This is a genomic window from Pseudooceanicola sp. NS-SX9, assembly GCF_057380705.1.
In genome coordinates, this window is the sequence record NZ_JBXXRN010000002.1 from 58,828 (window position 1) to 74,066 (window position 15,239).

At 68.8% G+C, this 15,239-nt stretch carries 12 protein-coding genes and 1 pseudogene; 6 read left to right on the forward strand and 7 right to left on the reverse strand.

The features are described from left to right. Positions 1 to 3 precede the first annotated feature (3 nt). Both AC2ITM_RS17205 and AC2ITM_RS17210 read left to right on the forward strand, forming a co-directional pair. Positions 4 to 1,458 (forward strand): sulfatase family protein, encoded by a 1,455-nt coding sequence (locus AC2ITM_RS17205; RefSeq protein WP_486469670.1) that lies wholly within the window; start codon positions 4 to 6, stop codon positions 1,456 to 1,458. A 13-nt stretch (positions 1,459 to 1,471) separates the two neighbouring features. Continuing rightward, complete coding sequence (locus tag AC2ITM_RS17210) at positions 1,472 to 2,479, forward strand: ABC transporter ATP-binding protein (RefSeq protein WP_486469671.1); 1,008 nt, start codon at positions 1,472 to 1,474, stop codon at positions 2,477 to 2,479. 163 nt (positions 2,480 to 2,642) lie between these two features. On the opposite strand, the gene AC2ITM_RS17215 is transcribed toward AC2ITM_RS17210, so the two are convergent. Next, positions 2,643 to 3,914 (reverse strand): NAD(P)/FAD-dependent oxidoreductase, encoded by a 1,272-nt coding sequence (locus AC2ITM_RS17215; RefSeq protein WP_486469672.1) that lies wholly within the window; start codon positions 3,912 to 3,914, stop codon positions 2,643 to 2,645. 114 nt (positions 3,915 to 4,028) lie between these two features. Between AC2ITM_RS17215 and AC2ITM_RS17220 the strand changes: the two genes are divergently transcribed. Next, the gene (locus tag AC2ITM_RS17220) at positions 4,029 to 4,922 is read left to right on the forward strand and encodes a LysR substrate-binding domain-containing protein (RefSeq protein ID WP_486469673.1); all 894 of its coding nucleotides are present in this window, start codon (positions 4,029 to 4,031) and stop codon (positions 4,920 to 4,922) included. A gap of 78 nt (positions 4,923 to 5,000) precedes the next feature. Next, complete coding sequence (gene mgrA / locus AC2ITM_RS17225; protein ID WP_486469674.1) at positions 5,001 to 6,032, forward strand: L-glyceraldehyde 3-phosphate reductase; 1,032 nt, start codon at positions 5,001 to 5,003, stop codon at positions 6,030 to 6,032. On the opposite strand, the gene AC2ITM_RS17230 is transcribed toward mgrA, so the two are convergent. Then, entirely contained in the window at positions 6,033 to 6,857 is an 825-nt protein-coding gene (locus AC2ITM_RS17230; protein ID WP_486469675.1) for a helix-turn-helix transcriptional regulator, read from the reverse strand. It abuts the gene before it with no gap. A gap of 209 nt (positions 6,858 to 7,066) precedes the next feature. On the opposite strand from AC2ITM_RS17230, the gene AC2ITM_RS17235 reads away from it, so the two are divergent. Beyond that, positions 7,067 to 9,163, forward strand: a complete 2,097-nt coding sequence (locus tag AC2ITM_RS17235; RefSeq protein ID WP_486469676.1) for a TonB-dependent siderophore receptor — start codon at positions 7,067 to 7,069, stop codon at positions 9,161 to 9,163. A gap of 31 nt (positions 9,164 to 9,194) precedes the next feature. Here the strand turns inward: AC2ITM_RS17235 and AC2ITM_RS17240 are convergent, their stop codons facing one another. The 5 genes and pseudogenes from AC2ITM_RS17240 to AC2ITM_RS17260 all read right to left on the reverse strand — a co-directional run. Further along, positions 9,195 to 9,890 (reverse strand): ethanolamine ammonia-lyase light chain EutC, encoded by a 696-nt coding sequence (locus tag AC2ITM_RS17240; protein WP_486469677.1) that lies wholly within the window; start codon positions 9,888 to 9,890, stop codon positions 9,195 to 9,197. Continuing rightward, positions 9,887 to 11,281: an ethanolamine ammonia-lyase subunit EutB gene (gene eutB, locus AC2ITM_RS17245; protein ID WP_486469678.1), complete on the reverse strand. Its 1,395-nt coding sequence runs from the start codon at positions 11,279 to 11,281 to the stop codon at positions 9,887 to 9,889. Before eutB ends, AC2ITM_RS17240 begins: the two co-directional genes overlap by 4 nt. Positions 11,282 to 11,421: 140 nt before the next feature. Next, positions 11,422 to 12,471, reverse strand: a complete 1,050-nt coding sequence (locus AC2ITM_RS17250) for an AI-2E family transporter (protein ID WP_486469679.1) — start codon at positions 12,469 to 12,471, stop codon at positions 11,422 to 11,424. A 147-nt stretch (positions 12,472 to 12,618) separates the two neighbouring features. Then, positions 12,619 to 13,326, reverse strand: coding sequence for an ABC transporter permease (locus tag AC2ITM_RS17255; RefSeq protein WP_486469680.1), 708 nt, complete (start codon positions 13,324 to 13,326; stop codon positions 12,619 to 12,621). 121 nt (positions 13,327 to 13,447) lie between these two features. Continuing rightward, positions 13,448 to 14,113, reverse strand: a pseudogene (locus tag AC2ITM_RS17260) (ABC transporter permease); the annotation flags it as partial. Between the two features lie 126 nt (positions 14,114 to 14,239). On the opposite strand from AC2ITM_RS17260, the gene AC2ITM_RS17265 reads away from it, so the two are divergent. Then, positions 14,240 to 15,205 (forward strand): ABC transporter substrate-binding protein, encoded by a 966-nt coding sequence (locus AC2ITM_RS17265; RefSeq protein ID WP_486469681.1) that lies wholly within the window; start codon positions 14,240 to 14,242, stop codon positions 15,203 to 15,205. Positions 15,206 to 15,239: the final 34 nt, after the last annotated feature.

Here is a 15,239-nt window from a genome sequence, read left to right on the forward strand (position 1 = left end):
TCCATGTCCGAACCGCAGATCCCCGACGCAGCCACCGGCCCGCGCCCCAACATCGTCTTCATCATCACCGACCAGCAGCGCATCGACACGATCCGCGCCCTGGGCCATCCCCACATGCAGACGCCGAACCTCGACCGGCTGGTCGAGGAGGGCACCGCCTTCGACAACATGTACGTCACCTCGCCCTCGTGCAGCCCGTCGCGGGCCTCGCTGTTCTCGGGGACGTTCCCGCATACCAACGGCGTCTTCCGCAACGACGAACGCTGGGTCTATTCCTGGGTCGGCCTGCTGAAGCAGTCGGGCTATCGCACCGTCAACGTCGGCAAGATGCACACCTGGCCGGTCGAGGGGCCCTTCGGCTATGACGAACGCCACGTGGTCGAGAACAAGGACCGCGACCACCCCAACCTGCCCTTCTACCTGGACACCTGGGACAAGGCCTTCTGGATCCGTGGCGTGCACCGGCCCAGCCGGGTCAGCCAGCGCACCCTGCCCGATTACCGGGAACGGCTGGGCTGCTATGTCTGGGACGCCCCCGAGGACCTGCACGCCGACACCTTCGTGCCGAACCTCGCCTGCATGTGGCTGGAGCGCTACAAGGGAACCGAGCCCTTCTTCCTGCAGATCGGCATCCCCGGGCCGCATCCGCCCTATGACCCGACGCAGGAATTCCTGGACCTCTACAAGGACCGCCACGACCTGCCCGAACCGATCCGCTACGATTTCGACACCCAGCCCGCGCCGATGCGGAAGCTGCGCGCCGCCCACCTGGCCGAGGATCACGACGCCGTCGTCCACCTGCCCGACCCCACCGCCGAGCAGATGCGGATGCAGCGCGCACATTACTACGCCAATGTCTCGATGATCGACACGCAGGTCGGCAACATCATCGCCGCGCTGAACCGTCGCGGGGTGCTCGACAACACGATCATCGTCTTCACCTCGGATCATGGCGACAGCCTGAACGATCATGGCCATTCGCAGAAATGGAACATGTTCGAGGCCAGCGTCCGCGTCCCCGCCCTCTGCTGGGGCAAGGGCATTCCCGTGACCCGGCGCGCCGATCTGGTGTCGCTGTTCGACTGGGGCCCGACGATCCTGGAATGGGCCGGCATCACGCCGCCCGACTGGATGGAGGCGCGCTCGCTCACCCCGGTGATCGAGGGCACCGAACCACCCCGAGAGATGGTCTTTGCCGAACATGCCAATGACGCGATCCTGACCTCGACCGGGTTCATGACCATGGTGCGACGGCGGAACTGGAAGCTGGTGCATTTCATCGACAGCCCCGAAGGCCAGCTGTTCGACCTGAAGGCCGACCCCGAAGAGCGCGTGAACCGCTGGGACGATCCCGACTGCGCCGCGCTGAAGCAGGACCTGATCCACGAGATCCTGCGCTGGCGGATCGAAAGCGACAAGACCACACAAGGGTTCCGGCGCGCCCTGGCGGACGCCTGAGGAAGGAAAGACCATGGGAAGCATCACACTGAACAAGGTGGTCAAGCGCTTTGGCCCCGTCGAGGTCATCCCGCCGCTGGACCTGACGATCGAGGAAGGCGAATTCGTCGTCTTCGTCGGCCCCTCGGGTTGCGGCAAGTCCACGCTGCTGCGCATCATCGCGGGGCTCGAGGACCTGAGCGAGGGCCGCATCGACATCGCCGGGCGCGATGTCTCAGCGCTGCCGCCGGGGGCACGCGGCCTGGCGATGGTGTTCCAGAGCTACGCGCTCTATCCGCACATGAGCGTCGAGGAGAACATGCTGTTCCCGCTCGAGATGGCGAAGGTGCCGAAGGCCGAGGCCCGCCAGAAGGTCGCCCGCGCGGCCGAGGTGCTGAACCTGAAGGACTACCTGCACCGCAAGCCCGGGCAGCTGTCGGGCGGCCAGCGTCAGCGCGTCGCCATCGGCCGTGCCATCGTGCGCGAACCTTCCGCCTTCCTCTTCGACGAGCCGCTGTCGAACCTCGATGCGGCGCTGCGCGTCAACATGCGGCTGGAGATTTCCGAACTGCACGAGACCCTTGGCACGACGATGATCTACGTCACCCACGACCAGGTCGAGGCGATGACCATGGCCGACAAGATCGTGGTGCTGCAGGCGGGGCGGATCGAACAGGTGGGCAGCCCGCTTGATCTTTACGAGACCCCGCGCAACCTGTTCGTGGCGGGCTTTATCGGCTCGCCCCGGATGAATTTCATCACCGGCCCCGAGGCCCGGGCCCAGGGCGCCGCGACGCTGGGGGTGCGGCCGGAACATGTCGATGTCTCGGCGCAGGACGGGCGCTGGCAGGGCCGCGTCACGCTGTCCGAGCATCTGGGCTCGGACACCTTCCTGCATGTCGAAACCGATGTAGGCCTGATCAACGTGCGCGCCTCGGGCGAGGTTGCCCTGCGACGCGGCGACACCGCCTGGCTGACGCCGCAGCCCGGCAAGACGCATCTTTTCGATGCCGAAGGGCTGGCGATGCGCCGGCGGATCTGACGCCAGCCGGGGACGGGTCACACCGCACCCGGCACCTTCAGCGCCGCCTGCGCATTGCCCGGTCCCCGCCGCGGTCCACGCGAAAAGCCTGTCCGCGCGGGCCGCGGCGGACCGCCCTTGCGATCCGCCGCCCGCCCCCGAAAGGCGCCACGCCAGCCCGCCCCTAAAGGCGCACTGCCGCCGCATGGGTCAGCGCCGCGCCGGTCTCGAAATAGACCTCCTGCAGGCGCGGGCAGGTTTCGGCATGGGTTTCGACCGGATCCATCGGCAGGACCGACAGATCCCCCTCGAGCATCGCCTGGCCAAGGTCGGTGCCATAGACCGTGCCCGGGCAGATGCCCCGCCCGGAATAGCCGAAGACCGCGAAGGCATCAGGCCCCAGGCTGAGGATCTTCGGAATGTGATCGCCGGTCATGGCGATGCGTCCACGCCATTCATGTTCGAAGGGCAGATCGGCCAGCTGCGGATAGACCGCCTTCAGCTTGCGCCGCGCCCAGCCCGCGTGCAGCGGGCCATAGGGCCCCTCCAGGTTGCCGATACCGCCCAGGATCATCCGGCCCGCCTTGTCGATGCGGAACGACGACATCACCGGCGCCGTGTCCCAGCAGCCCTCGCCCGCGCCCAGGACCTCGGCGCGCAGGGCCTGCGACATGGGCGCGGTGGCGAACTGGCAGTAGCTGACGGCGACGAACTGCGGTGCCTTCGGCACGGCCAGGCCGTCGAAATAGGCATTGGTGGCCAACAGCAGCCGTTTCGCCCGCAGCCTGTGGCCGTTGCACGACAGCACCCACATCGAACCCTCGCGGCTGACGCCCTTGACCGGGCTGCCCTCGTGCAGGGTGGCACCGGCGCGCCGCGCCGCCTGCGCCAGGCCGCGCACGTAGGACAGCGGCTGCACCGTGCCCGCCCGCGGATCCAGCAGCGCGCCGTGGAAGGCCTGCGAACCGGTGCGCCGACGGGTTTCCTCGGCATCCAGCAGCTGGATCGGCCAGCCCATGCCCAGACCCTGGCGGGTGCGCTCCTGCAGATCCTTCAGACCGGCGGGCGAATGCGCCAGATGCAGCGTGCCCGCAGGCGTTGCCTCGCAGTCGATCACCTCGTCCTCGACCATCTTCCAGACCCGCGACGGCCCCTGCGACAGCGCCGCCATCAGCCGCCGCCCCGGGCCATCGCCGATCAGTTTCAGCACCTCCTCGGGCGGCACCCACAGGCCCGCATTCACCAGCCCCACATTGCGCCCCGAGCCGCCATGGCCGATCGTCTCGGCCTCCAGCACGGTGACCGAGGCGCCGCGGCGGGCGGCCTCGCGCGCGGCGGCACAGCCGGTGAAGCCGCCCCCGATGATCGCCAGATCCACCGTATCGTCGGCGGCGAACGGCACCGCCGCCACCTGCATCGCGCTGGAGGCGCGCCAGAGATTGCCCTTGAGTTTCATTGCCCTGTTCCCTGTCGGAGCCTTGCATGGCCCATCTTTACAAAATGGAACGTTAGGGGGCAGATTTGGCCCGAAAAAGCGAATATTCGTCACAGACATCCAAGGAAAACTCACATGTTGGCGCCCAGACGTTTTCTGCCCTCGATGCCGTCGCTGCTGGCATTGGAGGCCATCGACCGGCTGGGATCGGTGACGGCGGCGGCCGAGGACCTGGCGCTGACGCATTCAGCCGTCAGCCGCCAGCTGAAGGTGCTGCAGGACCAGCTGGGGGTGGTGCTGTTCCAGCGCCAGGGCAAGGGGCTGGTGCTGACCGAGGGCGGCGCCGATTACGCCCGCGCGGTGCGCGACAGCCTGCAGGACCTGGCGCGGGCGGGGCTGAAGATCCGCGCCGCGGGCGCCCGCACCAGCCTGGCCATCGCGATCCGGCCAGCCTTCGGGATGCACTGGCTGGCGCCGCGGCTGGGGGCGTTCTCGGCCGCGCATCCGGGGATCACGCTGGCGCTGACCACCCGGCTTGCCCCCTTCGACCTGCCGCGCGAGGGCGTCGATGCGGCAGTGCATTTCGGGCTGCGCGACTGGCCGGGGATGGCCTATCTGCCGCTGGCGGGGGAACGGCTGATCCCCTGCGGCGCGCCCGGGCAAGTGCCGCAGGCGCAGGGTGATGCGGCGGCGCTGCTCAGCCGGCCGCTGCTGCACCTCAGCAGCCGCCCCGGCGCCTGGGAGGACTGGTTCGAAAGCCGTGGCACCAGCGCCGAGGGGCTGCGGGGGATGCTGTTCGACCAGTTCTCGAACCTGGCCGAGGCCGCCGCCCTGGGCTTTGGCCTGGCGCTGCTGCCCGATTACCTGGCCGAACCCGCCTTTGCCGCCGGGCGCCTGGTGCCCGCCTGGCCCGACTATGCCCCGGCGCAGGGGCACTACTATCTGGTCTGGCCCGAGGGCCGCCCGCCGTCCCGCGCCCTGGCCCTGCTGATCGAGACCCTGCGCCGCGACCTGCCGCCCGAGGGTTGAAGGCTATGGACTGACACCCAAGGGTTGACGCCGCCCCGCCACGGCCACACAAATGGCCGGAACAGGACAGGAACGACGATGACCACACCCTATGGCGCCGAAGCCACCCGCTATGACACCATGCCCTACCGCCGCACCGGCCGCAGCGGGCTGCAGCTGCCGGCGATCTCGCTGGGGCTGTGGCAAAACTTTGGCGATGACCGCACGCTTGAGGTGCAGCGCGCCATCCTGCGCCGCGCCTTCGACCGCGGCGTCACCCATTTCGACCTGGCCAACAACTATGGCCCCCCCGCCGGCAGCGCCGAGATCAACTTTGGCCGCATCCTGGCCGAGGATTTCCGCCCCTACCGCGACGAGATGGTGATCTCGACCAAGGCGGGCTACGACATGTGGCCCGGCCCCTATGGCCAATGGGGATCGCGCAAATACCTGCTGGCCAGCCTCGACCAGTCGCTGACGCGGATGGGTCTGGATTACGTCGATATCTTCTATTCGCACCGCTTCGACCCCGACACCCCGCTTGAGGAAACCATGGGGGCGCTGGATCAGGCGGTGCGCTCGGGCAAGGCGCTCTATGCCGGGATTTCCAGCTATTCCCCCGCCCGCACCCGCGAAGCCGTGGCGATCCTGAAATCCATGGGCACGCCGATGCTGATCCATCAGCCCAGCTATTCGATGTTCAACCGCTGGATCGAGGACGGGCTGACCGACACCTGCGCGGATCTGGGCCTGGGGATCATCGCCTTCTCGCCGCTGGCGCAGGGGCTGCTGACGACGCGCTACCTGAACGGCATCCCCGAAGGATCGCGCGCGGCGCAGGATGGATCGCTGCGGCCTTCCTTCCTGAACGAGGACACCTTTGCCCGCATCCGCGCCCTGACCGCCATCGCCGAGGCGCGCGGCCAGACGCTGGCGCAGATGGCGCTGGCCTGGGTGCTGCGCAAGCCGGTCGTGACCTCGGCGCTGATCGGGGCCTCCAGCCTGCGCCAGCTGGACGAGAACCTCGATGCCTGCGCGCGGCTGGATTTCCAGGACGCGGAGCTGGCCGAGATCGACCGCCACGCCCAGGATCTGGGCATGAACCTGTGGCAGAAATCCAGCACCGACTGATCAGGCCCCGGCGGCATAGCGCGATGGCGCCATGCCGCTGAACGCCCGGAAGGCGGTGGCAAAGGCGGTGGGGGTCGCATAGCCCGCGATCCGCGCGGCCTCGGCCACGGGCTGGCCCGCCTGCAGGGCGCGGGCGGCCTGCTGCAGGCGGGCCTCGCGCATCCAGGCCAGCGCCGGACGGTCATGGGCGCGGCGGAACAGGCGCTGCATCGACGATACGCTCATGTTGCCGGCGGCGGCGATCTCTTCCGGGGTGGGCAGGGGGCCGGGGCGGGTCGCCAGGGCCTCCATCCGGTGCAGCCGGTCGCGGTCGGCCGCCTTCAGCCCCTGCGGCGTGGCGGCAAGGCTGTCGGCGGCCTGCGCCAGCAGCGACAGCGCCAGCGCCTCCTGCAGCAGCAGGCCCTGCGGCGCCGCAAACAGCGCCTCGGCCCGGGTCACATCGCCGGGCGCGGCCAGCCAGCTTTCGCAGCGGTGCAGGCGCCCGCCCAGCACCGCCTCGCGCTGCAGGCCGCGCAGCGCCAGCCAGTCCCAGCCCAGATGCAGGCTGATCATCCGCACCGCCTGGCCCGCCCGCATCTGCCGCCGCGCCGGCGTCGCGACACCAAGCGCGCTGAAGATCACCCGCGGCGGCCGCCCCGTCTGGCGCGACAGATCCAGCGGCACGCCATCGACCGCCGCCCCCATCCGCCCCTCTAGCACCAGATGCAGCGCCACGCCCGGCGCCCGCGTCAGCCCCACATTCACCCGGGCGCGCGGCGCCCCCCAGAGGCGCTCCAGCAGCAGACCCGAGGGCAGCAGGCTCACCTCGGAACACAGTCCCGGCATCTGCAACATCCCGCCGATGCCGCTGCGTCCCCCGGCGGCTTCCCGCACGAGGTCCCTTCCCGCCTGCCCCACCATGGCTTCACACTTTCCCGATCTGACCGTCTGACGAACGTTTTTGACCGCACCGCGAAGGTCGGCCGCTGGCTGGCGGAAGGCTGGCGCCCTAATGATCGACTGAAACACTCGGATATTCAAGGATCAGTGAAGACATGCCCGCCTTTACGCGACACACGCTCGGCCTGCTGCTGGCCACCACGGCACTGGCCAGCCCGGCCCTTGCCCAGGATGTGATCGACCTCGACGCCATCGCAATCAAGGGATCGAGCTACGAGACCGAGGGCACAAACAGCTATACCTCGGATCTGGTCTCGGTCGGCGAGAAGGCCGCGATGGAGGCCCGCAAGGTGCCGCAATCCACCGCCGTGGTGACCCGCAAGCAGATCGAGGACGGCAACTACACCGCCCTTGAAGATGCGCTGAACGACACCCCCGGCATCATGATCCTGAACAACAACGTCGGGCGTTCGTCGATCTATTCGCGCGGTTACGAATTCGACTACCTCTACTACGACGGCCTGCCGGCGCCGGTCAGCTCGATCTACGGGACCCAGCCGGACCTGTCGATCGTCGATCACGTCGAGGTTCTGAAGGGCCCGGCGGGCCTGTTCATCGGCACCGGGGAACCGGCGGGCGCCATCAACATGCGCCTCAAGCAGGCCGATGCGACCGAGATGACGGGCTATGCCAAGGCGTCCTACGACAGCAACGGCCAGAAGCGCGGCGAATTCGACATCTCCAGCAAGCTGAACGCCGACGGCACCCTGCGCGGGCGCTTCGTGGCAGCCTATGGCGACGGCGACAGCTGGGTCGATGGCGTGACCAACGGGGTCAAGTCGCTGTACGGTACCGTCGCCTGGGACGTGACGCCCGACACCAAGCTGACCTTCTCGATCAGCCACATGGAACGCGACATCACCCCCTACAACGGCCTGCCCACCTATTCCGACGGCTCGCTGATCTGGACCGACAGTTCCGCCACCACGGTGATGGACTGGAACAACTTCGAGAACAACACCAACGACTACGTCCTTGCGGCCGAACACAAGTTCGACAATGGCGCCACGATGAAGGTGTCGATGCGCCGCTCGGTGCAGGATGCGACCTTCCTTTACGGCTATGCGGGCTCGGCTGCGTCCTCGGACAACACCGTGTCGTCGCTGCGCTGGCTGGCGCGCGACTTCCACCAGGAAAGCACCGCCCTTGATGCCCATATCGAGGCGCCGTTCTCGCTGGGCAGCTGGGCCGGCAACGCCATCGTCGGCGCCGACTACCAGAAGGTCGACAGCACGATGTATTCGGCGACGGGCGTCATCTCGGGGACGTTCGACCTGAACAACTGGGATGCCTCGGCCGTCGCTGCCCCCACCGTCAGCTACACCAGCCGCACCGTCACCGACACGACCTCGAAGGGCCTCTATTCGCAGCTGCGCCTGTCGCCTGTCGAACGGCTGACCTTCATCGGCGGCGCGCGCCTGAGCTGGTACGAAGGCACGTCCTCGGTCACCACGCTGTCGACCGGCAGCACCACGGTGTCCAGCTATGACGTCCAGCACCACGTCACCCCCTTCGCCGGCGTGACCTATGACCTGACGCCCGGCACCACGCTTTATGCCAGCTACTCCGAGATCTTCATTCCGCAGTCCTACACCGATGCCAACGGCAAGCTGCTGGACCCGGTCGAGGGCAAGCAGTTCGAAACCGGCGTGAAGGCACAGCTGGCCTCGGGGCTGAACGTCTCGGCCGCGATCTTCGACCTGCGCGAAGTGAACCGCGCCACCTCCGTCGACGACTACTACGTGGCCGAGGGCAAGGTGGAATCCAAAGGTGTCGAGCTGACGCTGTCGGGCGAGGCGACGCCGAACCTGCACCTGTCGGCGGGCTATACCTACACCCATACCGAATACCTGAACGGCGATGATGCGGGCGAGCGGTTCTCGACCTACACGCCCGAGCACATGCTGAAGCTGCAGGCCGCCTATGACGTGACCGAGGGCATGTTCGCCAACTGGACCTTCGGCGGGCGCTGGACCACGATGTCGTCGTTCTCGTCGAACGGCATCGAGGCCCCGGGCTACGGCGTGGTCGACCTGATGGCGCAAAAGCACTTCCAGAACGACCTGACGCTGGAAGTGGGCGTGGATAACGTCTTTGACAAGGCCTATTACACCCGCGTCGGCAGCACGACGGTGTTCAACTTCCGTGGCGAGCCGCGCACCTTCAACGTCGCTCTGACCAAGAAGTTCTGATCTCCCGGCCCTCCCGCAAGGGGGGGCTGCCTTACACGATGCCGGGCGCGGTCCCCCCGCGGCCCGGCATTTTCACGACCCGTTCACCGCCCAGATGCGCCGCCAGGCGCAGGGCGGCCTCGGCCGGATCCAGACCGCCGGGGCGGATGTTCGACAGGCAAAGCCGGCGCGGTGCCTCAAGCCCCGGACCCCAGGTCAGATAGGCGCCCAGGCTGTCGGCCGCCGAAGGCCCCGGGCGCTCGCCGATCAGCACCAGCACGGCGCCCGCCCCGGCGGCGATGCGTTCACCCAGATCCACCCGCGCCTGATGCGCCAGCACCACCGGCGCCGGATGCGCGCGCCCCGCCTGAAGCCCGTGCACCAGACCCGGCGCCTGCGCCGTCACCGCCGCCGCCGACAGACCGTCCGCCAGCACGATCACCAGATCCTCGCCCGAAACATCCGGCCCCGGGCCCGCCAGCTGCCGCCCCAGATCCGGGCGGCGCAGATAGGTGGCTCGGTCGGGCGCGGCACTGAAGACCTCGCTCAGCGGATAGGCGGCCAGTGCCTGCCGCAAGGCCGCGACATCCAGCGCCGACCAGACCGCCTCGCGGGCGCGGGCCTGATCGAGCGCAAAGGCCAGCGCCGCCCGCGTCGGCACCCCGCCCCCCGACCGGCCAAGCGCCACCCGCGCCACCGTCAGCTGCCGCAGCCGCTCGGACAGCGGGCCGATCACTGGATCGGTCACTGGGCAGCCTCCAGCAGCGGCACGCCCGCCAGCCGTTGCAGCAGTTCCGCCCCGTCGCTGGTGCGGCCGCCGCAATCCATCACCCCCATGCTGACCAGCCAGTCCTCGAATTCCGGCGCCGGAGGGCGGTGCAGCGTCTCGCGGACAAAGACCGCATCATGGGCCGACAGGCTTTGATAGGTCAGCGAGATGTCATCGGCGCCCGGCACCGTGATGACGAAATTCACCCCCGCCCCCACCAACGAGATCAGCAGGCTGTCCATGTCCTCCTGATCGGCATCGGCATGGCTGGTGCAGCACACGTCGATCCCCATCGGCAGGCCCAGCAGCTTGCCGCAGAAATGATCCTCGAGCCCCGCGCGGATGATCTGCTTGCCGTTGAACAGGCATTCCGGCCCGATGATCCCCAGGACCGAATTCACCAGCAGCGGGTCCAGCGCGCGGGCCAGCGCATAGGCGCGGGTTTCCATGGTCTGCTGGTCCATGCCGTGATGCGCCTGGGCCGACAGGGCCGCGCCCTGGCCGGTTTCGAAATACATCACGTTCGATCCCGCGGGGCCGCGGTTCAGCGACAGCGCCGCCTCGCGGGCCTCGCGCAGCTGCGCCAGATCGAACCCCAGGGCGGCATTGGCCTGCTGCGATCCGGTGATGGTCTGAAAGACCAGATCCACCGGCGCGCCCGCCTCGATCGCGCGCAGAGCGGTGGCGGCAGGCCCCAGGCAGCAGTGCTGCGTCGGGATGTCCAGCGTCAGCCGCAGGTCCTCCAGCAGGGAGACGATGCGGATGTAATCCTCCAGCCGGTCCGAGGCCGGGTTGACCCCGATCACCGCATCCCCCGTCCCCAGCATCAGCCCGTCGACCGCCGCCGCCAGAATGCCGCGGCTGTCATCGGCGGGATGGTTGGGCTGGTTGCGCGTCGCCATCCGCCCCGGCAGCCCCAGCGTGCTGCGGAACCGCGTCACCACCCGCACCTTGGCCGCCACCGCCACCAGATCCTGCAGGCGCATGATCTTGGACACCGCCGCCACTATCTCGGGGGTCAGGCCCTGGCGGATCGCCTTCAGCCGCTCGCTGTCGGTGCAGGGATCCAGCAACCAGTCGCGGAACTCGCCCACCGTCAGCGCGGCGATGGGGGCGAAGGCGGCAGGATCGTGGCGGGCAAAGATCAGCGCCGTGACCTCGTCGCCCTCGACGCCCAGGATGTCCTCGGCCAGAAAGGCGCGCAGCGGCACATCGGCCAGCGCCATCTGCGCCGCCAGACGCTCGACCGGACCCGAGGCCGCCAGCCCCGCCCGCTGGTCCCCGGAGCGTTCCGGACTGGCCTTCGCCAGCAGCGTCTTCAACGAGGCGAACACATGGCGCGTACCGCCGATATCCGATGCATATCCCATGAGCGGTGCCCTCCTGCCGCCGTACCCCTTTGGGAAGAGTGTAGGCCGCCCGGGCATCTGACCAGTCCTGCAACGGATTTCGGCGGTAAAAGGATCGGGAAGGCGGACAAACTGCCCGCTTTCCCCTCAGTCAACCGGCCTCAGACGCGGCCGGTGCCCGACAGCATGACCGCCACCGGCCGGGTCGCCTTGATCTCGGCGAAGACGAGGACCATCGAGGCGGTCATCGGCACCGCCAGCACCGCCCCCGCGATGCCCCAGATCGTGCTCCAGACGGCGAGGGCCAGCAGCACCACGAAGGGCGACAGGTTGAAGGCCCGCCCCATCATGCGCGGTTCCAGATAGGCGCCGACGAACATCTGCGCGATGGTCAGGCTGACCAGCACCAGCACCGACATCCAGATGTCGCCGAACTGCGCGAGGCTGAGCAGCACCGGGAACACCACCCCCACCAGCGAGCCGATGTAGGGGATGTAGTTCAGGAAGGCGATCAGCACGCTCCAGAACAGGGCGAATTCGATGCCCAGCAGCAGCAGCACCGCATAGGAGATCGCCCCCAGGATGCCGTTCAGCGTGGTCTTGACCAGAAGGTAGCCGCCGATGCGTTCGTTGATCCGGCCCAGCAGGTCCAGGGCGCGGCTGCCCTCGGCCTCGCCGCCCATGGCGATGACGACCTTCTGCGCCAGCACGCCGCGTTCGGCCATGAAGAAGGCCGCATAAAGGACCACCAGGAACAGCATCGCCCCCAGCCCCCGCAGCGACAGCAGCGCCGGCGTGATATAAGAGCCAAAGTTGATCCGGTCGAAGGTGGCGCGGCGGATGTTCTCCCATGTCGGCTGGTCCTCGATCCCGGCCATGCCGGCCAGCTGGGTGATCAGCGCCTCAAGGTTGGCCTCGTATTTCGGCAGGGCCGAGGCCACCTGGCTGAGGTTGTTGATCACCAGGATGAAGAACAGCACAACCGCCAGCGCGAACAGCACCAGCACCAGCGCGCGCCGCGCCCAGGGTGGCAGGCGGCCCAGCAGCGGCACGCGCTCCATCGCCGAGGCCGCCGCCGACAGCACATAGACCGAGATCAGCGCCGCCAGCACCGGCACCAGCACCGGCTGGCCGACCCACAGCACCCATCCGATCATCAGCGCCAGCGCCGTGGCGAAGGTCGCGTCCCTTATTCTAACTCCGGTGCCCACGTTGTCCCCGATATCCCTTTGGTCGTGCAGTTACCGCCACCATGACACCTGAGCGTGAAGAATTGGAATAGCCCTTGCGGGGGAAGCAGCGGAAAGGCTCTGACGATCGCGCGATGGGCCCGCGATGGGGGCGTGACGCCTGCGGGCTCAGCAGATCGCGCGGGCGCGGCGCTCCAGCCAGGCCACCGCTTCGTGGACCAGCGCCGAGGCCAGCACCGACAGCAGCGCGCCGCCCCAGACGGTGTCGTAATCCATCCGGCCGCGCGCGGCATCCAGCAGATGGCCCAGCCCCAGGCCGCTGACCAGCCATTGCGCCACCATCACCCCCAGCAGCGCCATCGGCGCGACCAGCCGGGCGGCGGTGAACAGCGCCGGACGTGCAGCGGGCCAGGCGACATGGCGCAGCAGCTGCAACCGCGTGCCGCCATAGACCGCCAGCAGGTCGCGCGCCGCCCCCGGCAGATCGCGGAAGGCCTGCGCCAGCACCACATAGGCGGGAAAGAAGACCACCAGCACCGCCAGAAAGACCTCCGCCGCAAGGCCCCGGCCAAAGACCAGCACCACGAAGGGCACCATGGCGATCAGCGGCGTGTTCTGCACCAGCAGCGCCGGCGGCAGCAGCGCCCGCGCCAGCCCCGGCGCCAGCACCGACAGCGCCGCCAGCGCACTGGCCAGCGCAAGCCCCGCCAGCATCCCCAGCCCCGCCACCGGCAGCGTCTGCGCCAGCGCCCGCCACAGGGGCGTGGCCTCGGGGCCCGCCAAAAACGCCAGCACCGCCCCCGGCCCCGGGGCGATCAGCGCCGGCAGATGCGCCAGCCGTGGCAGCAGCGCCCACAGCAGCACCGGCAGCGCCACCGCGACCAGCCCCCAGCCCCCAGCCCCGCGCCTGCGGCGGCAGCAGCAGCGCCTTGCCGTCGCGCGGCACCAGCCGCCGCGCCGGCCACAGGAAGACCAGGTAGCCCCCCAGCCCCATCGCCGCCGTCACCAGCGCGATCCCCCACAGCCGCGCCGGGTTGCCCTGCGCCAGCGCCGACAGCAGGAAGGCCCCCAAGCCCTGCCGCGTCCCCGAGCCGAATTCCCCCAGCACCGCCCCCAGCACCGCCAGCGGTGCGGCGACCCTCAGGGCGGCCAGAAGCTGCGGCAGCGCGCCCCGCAGCCGGACATGGCGCAGCAGGGTGCCCTCGGTGCCGCCATGCACCGCCACCAGATCCGCCAGCCGCGGATCGACCTGCCGCAGCCCCGCCAGCGCCGTCGTCATGGCCGGGAAATAGACCATCAGCGCCGACAGCAGCACCTGCGGCGCATCGCCCCGCAAGACCAGTACCAGCAGCGGGCCCACCACGATCGCGGGCGCGGTATAAAGGACGATGTTCACCCCCCGCAGCGCGGCCTCCAGCCGCGGCCAGCGGCAGAAGGCCAGCGCCGCCAGCAGCGCCATCCCGCCGCCCAGCCCCAGCCCCCGCAGCGCGATCCCCAGCGTCGCCCCGCCATGCAGCACGAAGAGCCCCCCATCCGCCCACAGGCCCCCCGCGATGGCCCAGGGCGTCGACAGGATCAGCCGCGCCGCAGGCACGGCCATCCCCAGCCCCTGCCACAGCAGAAGCACCGCCAGCACCGGCAGAAGGGATCGCAGAACACGCATGAAGGGGGGACCGGAATGAAGGGATCTTGCACTCCCCCTAGCGTTTCGTGCACAGAAGAACAAGTTATCACGCACGGGTTATCAAGTTATCCCGAGCCGCCCCTTCCCTTTCCGCAGGATCCCGACATGAGCCTGATGTCCCGCCGCGCCTTCGGCGCCTCCGCCCTTGGTGCCCTTGCTGCCGCAGCCCTGCCCGCCCGGGCCGCCACCCGGTCCCTGTCGCTGCAGGCGATCTGGGTCAACGACCCGGAATTCAACGGCTATTACATCGCGATGGAGCAGGGCCTCTATGCCGCGCAGGGGCTGTCGATCGACTATATCCCCGGCGGGCCGGACGTGATCCCGCAGGCCGCGCTGCTGACCGGCAAGGCGGATGTGGCGCTGACCTCGCCGCCGGAAACCGCCCAGGCGATCGAGAAGGGCGCCCCCTTCAAGGTCATCGGCGCGCAGTTCCAGAAAAGCCCCGATGCGGTGATCTTTCTGGAAGACAGCGGAATCACCTCGGTCGCGGATCTGGCCGGGCGCACCGTCGCCTGCCCCGCTCTGAACCTGGAGCTGTTCCACCTGCTGCTGCAGCATGCGGGCGTCGATGCGGCCTCGGTCAGGATCGTGCCCTACACCTTCGACCCGACGCCGCTGGTGCTGGGCCAGGTGGATGCGGTGATCGATTTCATGACCTCGATGCCCTATGTGATCGGCCAGGCGGCGGGCAAGAAGGCGGGCTACATCCTGTTTTCGGATGCCGGGCTGATCTATGGCCAGAACCTGGTCTGCGTCACCGAAGAGACGCTGAAGACGCGCCGCGCCGATCTGGTGGGCTTCCTGCGGGCCTCGCGCCAGGGCTGGGAAGCCGAATTCAAGGCCCCCGGCAAGGCCGCCCAGGGCTGGGGCGACAGCTGGTTCAAGGGCAATGGCTACACGCCCCAGATGACCGCCTTCCATTCGCAGATCCAGGTCGGGCTGATGACCGCCCCGGGCGGCGTCTTCTCGATGAGCGATACTTGGATCGCCAATACCCTCGAGACGCTGCACAGCGTCGGCATCAAGGTCGATGCCGGCATGTTCGATCCCTCGCTGCTGAACGACATCTGACCCTCCCTTGTGCGCCCCGGTGCTGATGCCGGGG

Coding starts and splice junctions, on each gene's coding strand:
- AC2ITM_RS17205 (WP_486469670.1), top strand. CDS start 4: ATGTCCGAACCGCAGATCCCCGACGCAGCCACCGGCCCGCGCCCCAAC.
- AC2ITM_RS17215 (WP_486469672.1), bottom strand. CDS start 3,914: ATGAAACTCAAGGGCAATCTCTGGCGCGCCTCCAGCGCGATGCAGGTG.
- AC2ITM_RS17265 (WP_486469681.1), top strand. CDS start 14,240: ATGAGCCTGATGTCCCGCCGCGCCTTCGGCGCCTCCGCCCTTGGTGCC.
- eutB (WP_486469678.1), bottom strand. CDS start 11,281: ATGGGATATGCATCGGATATCGGCGGTACGCGCCATGTGTTCGCCTCG.
- mgrA (WP_486469674.1), top strand. CDS start 5,001: ATGACCACACCCTATGGCGCCGAAGCCACCCGCTATGACACCATGCCC.
- AC2ITM_RS17220 (WP_486469673.1), top strand. CDS start 4,029: ATGTTGGCGCCCAGACGTTTTCTGCCCTCGATGCCGTCGCTGCTGGCA.
- AC2ITM_RS17230 (WP_486469675.1), bottom strand. CDS start 6,857: ATGCCGGGACTGTGTTCCGAGGTGAGCCTGCTGCCCTCGGGTCTGCTG.
- AC2ITM_RS17210 (WP_486469671.1), top strand. CDS start 1,472: ATGGGAAGCATCACACTGAACAAGGTGGTCAAGCGCTTTGGCCCCGTC.
- AC2ITM_RS17235 (WP_486469676.1), top strand. CDS start 7,067: ATGCCCGCCTTTACGCGACACACGCTCGGCCTGCTGCTGGCCACCACG.